Genomic DNA, 12,152 nt, shown 5'->3' with positions numbered 1-12,152 from the left:
CCGGTTGGAGCCCTCACTGCGCCTAGTCTTCCGGGCATGGCAGCGGTTCAAGGACACGTCTCGAACGGTGCTGACGGTGCTGACGGCCCGGACGCGGGCGGGGAAGGCGCCCCGCTCGCCTTCCGGCGTGCGGTCGCCGGTCTGCGCGCGGCACGGGTGCGGCCCGAGGTGGAGCTCGACCCGACCCCACCACCGCGCCGCCTGGCGCCGTTCGCGTACGCACTCGAAGCGGTGGTCACGGACCCCACCGCCGACGACGACGAGGAGCTGGCCGAGGGCCGACTCATCCTGCTGCACGACCCGGCGGGCCATGACTCCTGGCGCGGCACCTTCCGGCTGGTCACGCTGATCCACGCCGACCTGGAGCCGGAGATCGCGGCGGATCCCCTGCTGCCCGAGGTGTGCTGGTCGTGGCTCACCGGGGCGCTGGAGGCGCGCGGCCTCGGCTGCTCGGAGCCCAGCGGCACGGTGACGCGCGCCAGCTCGCACTACTTCGGCGGGATCGGGGAGCGTGAGCCCTCGACCCGGATCGAGATCCGGGCCTCGTGGACGCCGTCGGACCACCCGTCCCCCGAGCCGGCCCGCCCGGAGCGGCCGGAGCGGTCGGACGAGGCGGCCGCGGAGCCGCTGGGCGTGCCGGACACCGGGGCGCACCTGGCGGCCTGGTGCGATCTGCTGTGCCAGATCGCCGGTCTGCCCCCGGCCGGGACCACGGAGGCGGGGGTGGTGTCCCTCCCCCAGCGCCGCGGCCCCCAGCCCCGCTGAACGGTCCCCGGCCCCGCCGGGCAGACCTCGGCCCCGTCGAGCAGTCCCCGGCCCCGCCGGGCAGTTCATCAGCCCCGCTGAGCGGTCATCAGCCCCGCCCAGCGGGTCTTTGCTGTGCGCTTCCGGCGCTCGGGCAACCCCGTCTGACCGAGATTGCCCGAATTGTTACTCACCAAATCGTGATCATTCCCTAAAGCTGGACCGTATCGGTGCCGAAGGAGTGGTGACCCGTCCCACCACTTCCCAGGAGGCCTGGTGTCTGTTCTCCTCGAGCAACCGTCCAGCCTGGTCGCCTACCGCCCGAACAAGCCGACGGCCATGGTCGTCGTCGCCGACCCCCGCGTTCGTTCCACCGTCACCCGTCACCTGTGGGCCCTCGGGGTGCGCGACGTCATCGAGGCGTCGTCCGTCGCGGAGGCCCGCCCCCGTATCGGCAACCCGCGCGACATCTGCGTCGCCGACGTCCACCTCCCCGATGGCTCCGGCCTCACCCTGCTCTCCGAGACCCGCGCCGCGGGCTGGCCGAACGGCCTGGCCCTCTCCGCCGCCGACGACATCGGCGCCGTGCGGAACGCGCTGGCCGGCGGCGTCAAGGGCTACGTCGTCACCGGCACCCGCACCAACCTGGGCATCCCGGGCCGCCCCGGCGCCGCCCCCATCGGCGCCGCCGCCGCCCGGATGCACCGCCGCCCGCCGGGCGCCCCCGGTCACCCGGGTGGCTACCGGGAGCTGTCGGGACGCGAGGTCGAGGTGCTGAGGCTGGTTGCGGAGGGCCAGTCCAACAAGGCCATCGGCGTCTCGATGGGCCTGTCCGCACTCACCGTCAAGAGCCACCTCGCCCGGATCGCCCGCAAGCTCGGCACCGGCGACCGGGCCGGCATGGTCGCGGTCGCGCTGCGTACCGGCATCATCCACTGAGCCGTACGGCGGGGATCACCCGCCGCGCACCGGCCCCGCGCCCGTCGACGGAACGTTCCGTCGACGGGCGCCCTGTGTACGCGGCGTACACAGCTACCCTTGACAGGTGACCGACGCCCAAGAGACCGCAGCAGAGACGACACTGCGAACCACCGGGGGCGCTCCTCCGGACGACCTCCCCCCGGCGCCGGTCCCCTTGCTGGAGCCGCGTGAGGGCATTCCGCCCGTCACCGCCGACCCGGACGCGCTCGCCGAAGTCGTCGCGGCCTTCGCCGCGGGCCACGGCCCCGTGGCCGTCGACGCCGAGCGCGCCTCCGGCTACCGCTACGGACAGCGGGCCTATCTGGTCCAGCTGCGCCGGGCCGGAGCGGGGACCGCACTGATCGACCCCGTCGGCTGCCCCGACCTGTCGGGTCTGGGGGCCGCCGTCGCCGACGCCGAGTGGGTGCTGCATGCCGCGACCCAGGATCTGCCGTGTCTGCGCGACATAGGCATGGTCCCGGACCGGCTCTTCGACACCGAACTCGCGGGCCGGCTGGCCGGGTTCGCCCGGGTGGGGCTCGGCGCCATGGTCGAGAACATCCTCGGCTACGCGCTGGAGAAGGGACATTCGGCCGTCGACTGGTCGACCCGCCCGCTGCCCGAGCCGTGGCTGCACTACGCCGCGCTCGATGTGGAGCTGCTGGTCGACCTGCGGGACGCGCTGGAGGAGGAGCTGACCCGGCAGGGGAAGCTGGAGTGGGCCCACCAGGAGTTCGCGGCCATCGCCGCGGCCCCGCCCGCCCCGCCGCGCAAGGACCCCTGGCGACGTACGTCGGGGATGCACAAGGTCCGGCGACGACGGCAGATGGCCGTGGTGCGCGAGCTGTGGACGGCCCGGGACCGCATCGCCCAGCGCCGCGACGTGTCGCCCGGCAAGGTGCTGGGCGACGCGGCGATCGTGGAGGCCGCGCTGGCGCTGCCGGTGAACGCCCGGGCGCTGTCCGCGCTCAGCGGCTTCGGCCACCGGATGAGCCGCCGCCAGCTGGAGCAGTGGCAGGCCGCGGTGGACCGGGCCCGGGAGCTGCCGGAGGCCGAACTTCCGCAGCCCGGCCAGCCGGTGGCCGGTCCGCCCCCGCCGCGCGCCTGGGCCGACAAGGACCCCGCCGCGGCGGCCCGGCTCTCGGCGGCCCGCGCCGCGGTGACGGCGCTGGCCGAACGGCTGAATCTGCCGCAGGAGAACCTGATCGCCCCGGATACGGTCCGGCGGCTGTGCTGGGAGCCCCCGGCGGAGCCGACGACGGACGCGGTGGCGGACGTCCTCGCTGGCCATGGGGCCCGTCCCTGGCAGATCGACCAGGTGGCGACGGTCCTGACCGGCGCCCTGCGGACGGACTCGGCGTGATCTCCGTCGCGATGTGACGCGCGTGGACCGGCGGCCTCGGCCGCCGGTCCGTTCCCGCGCGGCTCCCCGCCCCGACCTGTGACGTTCGACGCTACGGCGGCGAAGACTGGGCAGCGTGGTTACTCATAAGTAGCATGAGGGTGTGGAGGCGCGCCGATGGCGTGCCCGCAGCAGTGCCATCCCGCACCTGGAGGAGAGCCAACGTGCCTCGTACCGCTAGGGACGTCGTCTTCGTCGACGGCGTCCGTACCCCGTTCGGCAAGGCGGGCCCGAAGGGCATCTACCACGAGACCCGCGCCGACGACCTGGTCGTCAAGTGCATCCGGGAGCTGCTGCGACGCAACCCGGATCTGCCGCCGGAGCGCATCGACGAGGTGGCCGTCGCCGCGACCACCCAGATCGGGGACCAGGGCCTGACCATCGGCCGCACCGCGGGCATCCTGGCCGGGCTGCCGCAGTCCGTCCCCGGCTACTCGATCGACCGGATGTGCGCCGGTGCGATGACCGCCGTGACCACCACCGCGGGCTCCATCGCCTTCGGCGCGTACGACGCGGTCGTCGCGGGCGGCGTGGAGCACATGGGCCGCCACCCGATGGGCGAGGGCGTCGACCCGAACCCGCGGTTCGTCTCCGAGAAGCTGGTCGACGAGTCGGCCCTCTTCATGGGCATGACGGCGGAGAACCTGCACGACCGGCTGCCGCACCTCACCAAGCAGCGCGCCGACGAGTACGCGGTGCGCAGCCAGGAGAAGGCCGCCAAGGCGTACGCCAACGGCAAGATCCAGCAGGACCTGGTGCCGGTCTCGGTGCGCCGCACCACCCCCGAGGGCGGGGAGACCGGCTGGGGGCTCGCGACCTCCGACGAGCCGATGCGCCCGGGCACCACGCTGGAGAACCTGGCCACGCTGAAGACCCCGTTCCGGCCGCACGGCCGGATCACCGCGGGCAACTCCGCGGGGCTCAACGACGGCGCCACCGCCTCCCTGATCGCCTCCGAGGACTTCGCCCGGGAGCTGGACCTTCCGGTCAGGATGCGCCTGGTGTCGTTCGCCTTCGCGGGCGTCGAGCCCGAGGTGATGGGCTACGGCCCGGTCCCGGCCACCCAGAAGGCCCTGGCCAAGGCCGGGCTGACGATCGATGACATCGGCCTCTTCGAGGTCAACGAGGCGTTCGCCGTCCAGGTGCTGTCGTTCCTCGACCACTACGGCATCGCGGACGACGACCCGCGCGTCAACCAGTACGGCGGCGCGATCGCCTTCGGCCACCCGCTCGCCTCCTCCGGTGTCCGCCTGATGACGCAGCTGGCGCGGCAGTTCGAGGAGCAGCCGGAAGTCCGCTACGGCATCACCACCATGTGCATCGGCTTCGGCATGGGTGGCACCGTGATCTGGGAGAACCCGCACTTCGAGGGGAACAAGTGACTACCACCGCAGAGCTTCTCAAGGGAGCGGCCGAGCTGTTCCCGGACGAGGTCGTGACGCAGGCGCACGTCCGCCACCTCGACCTCCCCCAGGACGCGGGCCGCTTCGCGCTCATCACCCTGGACAACGGGCTGGACCACACCAAGCCCACCACCTTCGGCCCGGCCTCGCTCGCCAACCTCAACGCGGCGATCGACCAGGTCGAGCAGGAGGCCGCGGACGGCGCGATCACCGGCGTCGGCATCACCGGCAAGCCGTTCATCTTCGCCGTCGGCGCCGACCTCAAGGGCGTGGAGCTGCTGAAGCGCCACGAGGACGCGCTCGCCATCGGCAAGGGCGGCCACGACGTCTTCAAGCGGCTGTCCACCCTCGCCGTGCCCACCTTCGCGTACTACAACGGCGCGGCGATGGGCGGCGGCGTCGAGGTCGGCCTGCACTGCACCTACCGCACCGTCTCCGGCGCGCTGCCCGCGTTCTCGCTGCCCGAGGTGTTCCTCGGCCTGGTCCCCGGCTGGGGCGGCTGCACCCTGCTGCCGAACCTGATCGGCGCGGACCGCGCGGTCTCGGTCATCATCGAGAACTCGCTCAACCAGAACAAGCAGCTCAAGGGCAAGCAGGTCTACGAGCTGGGGATCGCGGACGCCATCTTCGAGGGCGCCGACTTCCTGGAGCAGTCGCTGATCTGGACGGCGTCCGTCCTCAAGGGCGAGCTGGAGATCGTACGGCCCGAGATCGACCGCGGCGACGCCTGGCACGAGGCCGTGGTGCGCGGCCGCGCCATCGCCGACGGCAAGGTGCACGGGGCGGCCCCGGCCGCGTACCGCGCGCTGGAGATCATCGACGCGGCCCGCAACGGCGACCTCGCCCGTGGCTACGAGGCCGAGGAGAAGGCGCTCGCCGACCTCATCATGGGCAGCGAGCTGCGCAGCGGCATCTACGCCTTCAACCTGGTGCAGAAGCGCGCCAAGCGGCCGGCCGGTGCCCCGGACAAGTCGCTCGCCCGCCCGGTCTCCAAGGTCGGCGTGGTGGGCGCGGGGCTGATGGCCTCGCAGCTCGCGCTGCTGTTCGCGCGCCGCCTGGAGGTGCCGGTCGTGCTGACCGACATCGACCAGGAACGCGTCGACAAGGGCGTCGGCTACGTCCACGACGAGATCGACAAGCTGCTGCTCAAGGGCCGGATCAACCAGGACAAGGCCAACCGGCTCAAGGCCGCGGTGACCGGCTCGCTGGACAAGGCCGCCGCCTTCGGGGACGCCGACTTCGTCATCGAGGCCGTCTTCGAGGAGATGGGCGTCAAGCAGCAGGTGTTCGCCGAGGTCGAGGCGGTCGTGCCGGAGCACGCCATCCTCGCCACCAACACCTCCTCGCTGTCGGTCAGCGAGATGGCGTCCAAGCTGAAGCACCCCGAGCGGGTCGTCGGCTTCCACTTCTTCAACCCGGTCGCGATCCTGCCGCTGCTGGAGATCGTCCGCGGCGAGCAGACCGATGACGCGTCGCTGGCCACGGCCTTCGGGGTGGCCAAGAAGCTGAAGAAGACCGCCGTCCTGGTCAAGGACGCCCCGGCGTTCGTCGTCAACCGGATCCTGACCCGCTTCATGGGCGAGATCCAGAACGTCATCGACGAGGGCACCCCGGTCGACGTCGCGGAGCGCGCGGTCGAGCCGCTCGGGCTGCCGATGTCCCCGCTGGTGCTGCTGGAGCTGGTCGGCCCGGCAATCGGCCTGCACGTCTCCGAGACGCTGCACGGCGCCTTCCCGGACCGCTTCACGGTCTCGGAGAACCTCAAGCGCGTGGTCGAGGCGGGCAAGCGCGGCTTCTACGTGTACGACTCCGGGAAGCCGGAGCTGGACCCGGAGGTCGCCGCGCTGCTCCAGCAGGGCGACACGGTCCTGACGGAGGAGCAGGTGCGCGCCCGGGTGCTGGACGCCGTCGCGCAGGAGATCGGCCTGATGCTGGACGAGGGTGTCGTCGCCGAGGCGCAGGACATCGACCTGTGCCTGATCACCGGCGCCGGGTGGCCCTTCCACCTGGGCGGCCTCACGCCGTACCTGGACCGTGAGGGCGTCTCGGAGCGGGTGAACGGGAAGCGGTTCCTGGCCCCGGGGGTCGCGAGCGTCCCGGCGTAACTCCATAACGCCGCGCCGATGTCGGGCGCCGGGCGGGCCGATGGTCCGCCCGGCGCCCGTGTCGTCGTTACGGGGTCATCGCCACGGGGTCATTCCCCGGCCCTGGACCAGGCGCGCAGGGCCAGGCCCCGTTCGTCCGTCTTCTGACGCGCCACCAGCAGACCGCCGTCCGGCGCGAGCGCGGCCAGGACCACCAGCCCGCGCCCGTCGAGGGCCAGCGCCGGGTGCTGGGCGCCGGGGTCGCCGGACGGCGTCCACCACACGCCCGCCGCCTCGTCCTCCGCCGGATGCGCGGCGACCGCCAGCCGGCCGCTCGAGGCGTCGCGGTGCGCCAGGACGACGCAGTCGTGGCCGTCCACCGGGGCGCGCAGCGCCGCGACCGGGCCGGTGCCCGACGCCCCGCCCAGCGGCGCCGGGGCCGGGGCCTCCGGCCGCCAGGCCAGGACCTCCCCGCTGGCCGCGTCGCGCCAGTAGTGGGTGACGGTGCCGGGGCTGCTCTCCACCGCGGACGCGGAATCCGGCCGGGCGTCGGCGGGGACGTCCTCGCCCCGCTTCGGGGCGGCGCCGGGCGTGGGCTGGTACCAGCGCAGCGAGACGCCCTTCCCGGCCGGTGCGAGCAGTTCGAGACGGCCGTCGGCGGTCACGGCCGCCGACAGTCCGTCCAGCACGTCCGTGCCCTTCCAGTCGGTCCAGCGCTCCCACGTCCCCTTCTTGGGGTCCTGCCGCCGCGCGCTGACCCCGCCCCCGGCGTTGCGGACGAAGACGCGGAGGGCGCCCGTGGAGTCCACGGCCGCGGCCGGTGCCCCGATCCGCTGCGCCTTGGTGCGGTCCTTGGGGTGCGGGGTGCCCAGGGCGTGCCATGCGGTGAGCGCACGGCCGGTCTGGAACTGGGTGGCGTGGACGAGGTCGACCTGTGGCCCGTCCTTGCCCTCCCTGTGCCGGAGCCCCACGAGATGGGCGTAGCCGTCGGCTCCCTGGGCGACCGTCAGCTGGACGAGTCCGGGTACCTCGATCAGCCAGGGTCCCGTCCAGTCCGGTCCGCCGGGACGCTCCTCGGTCCAGCGGGCGACACCGCCCGCCACCGGCGCGTAGGCCGTGAGCCTGCCGTCCTTGCCGCGGAGCAACCGCAACACCATGGCCCGCCGCCAACCTTCCCGCGTCGATCTTCCTGATCCCCGTCGCCCATAGTATTTTGCCTGGTCTATGAGTGGTCTCGTCGGGCTCGTCGTCGTGGACGCAGCGAACGTGGTCGGCTCGGTGCCGGACGGCTGGTGGCGCGACCGGCACGGGGCCGCCGAGCGGCTGCGCGACCGGCTCGGCGCGGTCGCGGTGAGCGGCGTCCCGGAGCGCGCGGGCGTCCCCGACTGGGCCCGGCAACCGCCGCTGGACATCGTCCTGGTGGTGGAGGGCGCGGCACGCGGGGTGGAGCCGGTGGAGGGCGTACGCGTGGAGGCCGCGCCGGGCAGCGGGGACGACCTGATCGTGGATCTGGTGGCGGCGCGCGAGCCGGGGCTGCTCTGCCTGGTCGTCACCGCCGACCGGGAGCTGCGGGAGCGGGTGACGGCGCTGGGCGCGGAGGTCGTGGGCCCCCGCGCCGTCCGGGGATAGTCCCGCAGTCCGGGGCGGCCCCCCACCGTCAGGGGAGGAGCACCGGCGTCAGCGGCGCGTGCCCGCCTCGGTCACCCGGCTGTGCCTGCGCCCGTAGAGGACGTAGATGACGACGCCCAGCACCATCCACACCGCGAACCGCAGCCAGGTCTCCGCGGGCAGATTGAGCATCAGCCACACCGACGCCGCCACCGACACGACCGGAAGCACCGGCACCCACGGCGCGCGGAAGGCGCGGGGCAGGTCGGGGCGGGTGCGGCGGAGGACGATGATGCCGAGCGCCACGACGACGAACGCGAAGAGGGTGCCGATGTTCACCAGGGCCGCCAGTTCCTTGATGCTGGTGAACCCGGCGACCACGGCGATGAGGACGCCCAGCAGGACCGTCGAGCGGTACGGGGTGCCGAACCGCGGATGCACCTTGGCGAAGACCCGGGGCAGCAGCCCGTCGCGGCTCATCGCGAAGAAGACCCGGGTCTGACCGAGCAGCAGGATCATGCACACGGTGGTCAGCCCGACCGCCGCGCCGAAGCTGATGAGGCCCGCGTAGAAGGGGTGCCCGGTCGCCTTGAAGGCGTCGGCGAGCGGGGCGTCGACCGTCAGCCGGCTGTACTTCTGCATGCCGGTGACCACGATGGACACCGCGACGTAGAGCGTGGTGCAGATGAAGAGCGAGCCGAGGATGCCGCGCGGCATGTCGTGCTGCGGGTTCTTGGTCTCCTCCGCCGCGGTGGCCACGACGTCGAAGCCGATGAACGCGAAGAAGACCACGGCGGCTGCGGTGAAGATCCCGGGGACGCCGAAGGTCGTCGGCTCGTACCCGGCCATCAACTGGATCAGCGGCGCCTTCAGCCCGGAGGCGGACAGCGTGCCCTGGGCCTCGGGGATGAAGGGGTGGTAGTTGTCCGGGTCGATGAAGAAGGAGCCCGCGATGATGACGAGCAGCACGACGGTCACCTTCACCGCGACCACGACGGAGGTGACGCGCGCGGACAGCTTCATGCCGAGGACCAGGATCGCGGTCAGCACCAGCACCAGGAGGGCGGCCAGCAGGTCGAAGGTGAAGCCGCTCGCCTCGTCGGGGCCGGAGAGCACGGCGGGCAGCCGCCAGCCGGCGTTGTCCAGGAGGGAGCGTACGTAGCCCGCCCAGCCGACCGCGACCACGGCGGTGCCGAGCGCGAACTCCAGGACCAGGTCCCAGCCGATGATCCAGGCGGGCAACTCGCCGAGCGAGGCGTACGAGAAGGTGTACGCGGACCCGGCCACCGGCACGGTCGACGCGAACTCGGCGTAGCACAGCGCGGCCAGCGCACACACCACGCCCGCGACCACGAAGGCCAGCGCGGTCGCGGGGCCCGCCTGCTCCTTGGCGACGGCCCCGGTGAGCACGAAGATGCCGGTGCCGATGATGACGCCGACGCCGAAGACCGTGAGGTCCAGGGCGGACAGCGACCGGGTGAGGGCGTGCTCGGGCTCCTCGGTGTCCTGGATGGACTGCTCGATCGACTTCGTCCGCAGATAGTCCGGCCGGGCCTTGCCCCGGGGGCCGTTCCGGCCTCCGTCGCCGCCTGGTTCCTCTTCGCTCACCGGTGACACCTCCACGCCTGCCCCTGCGCGTCATGGTTCTGCCAACCGCCCGGGAGCGGAGCGCGCACACTCGGCGGCCCCGCCGATTCACCCGATGGGGGCGGGCAGGCGGGACGGGGCTGGGCCGGTCGGAGCACGAAACGGCCCCGGCCCGGACCGCGCGGGTCCGGGCCGGGGCCCTCGAAGCGAAACCGTCAGTCGCGCACCGGCTCGGCGGTCGCCGGACGCGTCGCCACGCCCGCCTCCTCCGTACCGGCCGACTGCTCGTAGCGGCCGCCGATCCGCGACACCAGGCCGGTGACCTGGCGGGCGATGTCCGGTGCGGTCAGCCCGATCTCGGACATGACCTCCTTGCGGGAGGCGTGCTCCAGGAAGCGCGGCGGGATGCCGAAGTCGCGCACCGGCATGTCGACGCCGGTGTCGCGCAGCGCCTGGGCGATGGCGGAGCCCACACCGCCGACCCGGCTGTTGTCCTCGACGGTGACGACGACGCGGTGGCGCTCGGCGAGCGCGGGAAGCTCCTCGTCCACCGGCTTGACCCAGCGCGGGTCGACCACGGTGGCCGAAATGCCCTGCTTGTCCAGGAGGTCCGCGATCTCCAGGCACATCGGCGCCAGCGCGCCGACCGAGACGAGCAGCACATCGGGGTGGTCCGCAGCGCTCGCCGCGGGCTCGCGCAGCACGTCCATGCCGCCGATCCGGCCGACGGCGGCGACCTCCGGGCCGACCGCACCCTTGGAGTACCGCACCACCGTCGGGGCGTCGTCCACCTCGACGGCCTCCCGCAGCTGGGCACGGACCTGGTTCGCGTCACGCGGGGCGGCGATCCGCAGCCCGGGGACGACCTGGAGGAGCGACATGTCCCACATGCCGTTGTGCGACGGCCCGTCCGAACCGGTGATCCCGGCGCGGTCGAGGACGAAGGTGACCCCGCACTTGTGCAGCGCCACATCCATCAGCACCTGGTCGAAGGCGCGGTTGAGGAACGTGGCGTAGACGGCGAAGACCGGGTGCAGACCGCCGGTGGCCAGCCCCGCCGCGGACACGGCGCCGTGCTGCTCGGCGATGCCCACGTCGTAGACCCGCTCGGGGAACCGTTTCGCGAACTCGGTGAGGCCCACCGGGTGCAGCATCGCCGCCGTGATCGCGACGATGTCCTCCCGCTCCTCACCGAGCTTGACCATCTCCTCGCCGAAGACCGAGGTCCAGTCCGCGCCGCCCGCCGAGATCGGCAGCCCGGTGTCGGGGTGGATCGGGCCGATGCCGTGGAAACGGTCGGTCTCGTCCTGCTCGGCCGGGGTGTAGCCGCGGCCCTTCTCGGTGAGGCAGTGCACGATGACCGGGCCGCCGAAACGCTTCGCCCGCTGGAACGCGGACTCCAGCGCCTCGATGTCATGGCCGTCGATCGGGCCGACGTACTTCAGCCCCAGGTCCTCGAACATGCCCTGCGGGGCGATGAAGTCCTTCAGCCCCTTCTTGGCGCCGTGCAGCGTCTCGTACAGCGGGCGGCCGACGACCGGGGTGCGCTCCAGCAGGTCCTTGCCGCGGGCCAGGAAGCGCTCGTAGCCGTCGGTGGTGCGCAGGGTGGCGAGATGGTTCGCGAGACCGCCGATGGTCGGCGAGTACGACCACTCGTTGTCGTTCACGACGATGACGAGCGGGCGGTTCTTCGCGGCGGCGATGTTGTTCAGCGCCTCCCAGGCCATCCCGCCGGTCAGCGCGCCGTCCCCGATGACCGCGACCACATGGTCCTGCTTGCCCTGGATCTCGTTCGCCTTGGCGATGCCCTCGGCCCAGCCGAGGACGGCGGAGGCGTGGCTGTTCTCGATGACGTCGTGCTCCGACTCGGCGCGCGACGGGTAACCCGACAGCCCGCCCTTCTTCTTGAGCCGCGAGAAGTCCTGGCGCCCGGTGAGCAGCTTGTGGACGTAGGACTGGTGCCCGGTGTCCAGCAGCACCTTGTCCTTCGGCGACTCGAAGACCCGGTGCAGGGCGATGGTCAGCTCGACCACGCCCAGGTTGGGCCCGAGGTGCCCGCCGGTCTTGGACACGGCGTCGACGAGAAAGGTGCGGATCTCCGCGGCCAGCTGGTTCAGCTGCTCCGGGGCGAGCCGGTCCAGATCGCGCGGTCCCCTGATGCCGGTCAGCAGCACCCGTGCCTCCTTGCTGTCGAGCGTCTCCATCGAGCCTTGCCGTCAGGGGGTGTCTTGCCGACCATGCCGGGCTCCCCCTGGCCCCCGAGAGTCTAATGCTGCCCTACGGGAAGGCCCGGTCCGCCTCCGGGGCGGTTGAGGGTGTCGACATGACCCCCGGCCCCGAAGACGTCCCCGAAGCGGAGGAGGT

General features: G+C 72.6%; 9 protein-coding genes. 6 read left to right on the top strand and 3 right to left on the bottom strand.

Features of this window, described 5'->3' with window-relative positions:
• Nucleotides 1–36: 36 nt before the first annotated feature.
• The 5 genes from HYQ63_RS31845 to HYQ63_RS31825 all read left to right on the top strand — a co-directional run bounded on the left by HYQ63_RS31845 (nt 37) and on the right by HYQ63_RS31825 (nt 6,614).
• Nucleotides 37–765: a DUF3000 domain-containing protein gene (locus HYQ63_RS31845; RefSeq protein ID WP_179937249.1), complete on the top strand. Its 729-nt coding sequence runs from the start codon at nt 37–39 to the stop codon at nt 763–765.
• Nucleotides 766–1,020: 255 nt separating this feature from the next.
• A complete protein-coding gene (locus tag HYQ63_RS31840; RefSeq protein ID WP_063730929.1) occupies nt 1,021–1,683 on the top strand; it encodes a response regulator transcription factor in 663 nt (220 codons plus the stop codon).
• A 106-nt stretch (nt 1,684–1,789) separates the two neighbouring features.
• Nucleotides 1,790–3,067: a ribonuclease D gene (locus tag HYQ63_RS31835; RefSeq protein ID WP_179937248.1), complete on the top strand. Its 1,278-nt coding sequence runs from the start codon at nt 1,790–1,792 to the stop codon at nt 3,065–3,067.
• A 203-nt stretch (nt 3,068–3,270) separates the two neighbouring features.
• On the top strand, nt 3,271–4,488 hold the full coding sequence (locus HYQ63_RS31830; protein ID WP_179937247.1) for an acetyl-CoA C-acyltransferase: 1,218 nt from the start codon (nt 3,271–3,273) through the stop codon (nt 4,486–4,488).
• The gene (locus HYQ63_RS31825; protein WP_179937246.1) at nt 4,485–6,614 is read left to right on the top strand and encodes a 3-hydroxyacyl-CoA dehydrogenase NAD-binding domain-containing protein; all 2,130 of its coding nucleotides are present in this window, start codon (nt 4,485–4,487) and stop codon (nt 6,612–6,614) included. Before HYQ63_RS31830 ends, HYQ63_RS31825 begins: the two co-directional genes overlap by 4 nt.
• An 89-nt stretch (nt 6,615–6,703) precedes the next feature.
• Here HYQ63_RS31825 and HYQ63_RS31820 read toward each other — a convergent pair whose 3' ends face one another.
• On the bottom strand, nt 6,704–7,750 hold the full coding sequence (locus tag HYQ63_RS31820) for a hypothetical protein (protein ID WP_179937245.1): 1,047 nt from the start codon (nt 7,748–7,750) through the stop codon (nt 6,704–6,706).
• Between the two features lie 67 nt (nt 7,751–7,817).
• Between HYQ63_RS31820 and HYQ63_RS31815 the strand changes: the two genes are divergently transcribed.
• Nucleotides 7,818–8,222 (top strand): NTP pyrophosphohydrolase, encoded by a 405-nt coding sequence (locus tag HYQ63_RS31815; protein WP_179937244.1) that lies wholly within the window; start codon nt 7,818–7,820, stop codon nt 8,220–8,222.
• A gap of 48 nt (nt 8,223–8,270) precedes the next feature.
• On the opposite strand, the gene HYQ63_RS31810 is transcribed toward HYQ63_RS31815, so the two are convergent.
• Together HYQ63_RS31810 and dxs are read right to left on the bottom strand one after the other, a co-directional pair.
• Nucleotides 8,271–9,818, bottom strand: a complete 1,548-nt coding sequence (locus HYQ63_RS31810) for an amino acid permease (protein WP_373689224.1) — start codon at nt 9,816–9,818, stop codon at nt 8,271–8,273.
• Between the two features lie 185 nt (nt 9,819–10,003).
• Complete coding sequence (gene dxs, locus HYQ63_RS31805; RefSeq protein ID WP_179937243.1) at nt 10,004–11,992, bottom strand: 1-deoxy-D-xylulose-5-phosphate synthase; 1,989 nt, start codon at nt 11,990–11,992, stop codon at nt 10,004–10,006.
• Nucleotides 11,993–12,152: the final 160 nt, after the last annotated feature.

The sequence above is a fragment of the Streptomyces sp. Rer75 genome (assembly GCF_013414305.1).
Classification (GTDB): domain Bacteria; phylum Actinomycetota; class Actinomycetes; order Streptomycetales; family Streptomycetaceae; genus Streptomyces; species Streptomyces himastatinicus.
This window is presented reverse-complemented; position numbering and strand designations above follow the sequence as displayed.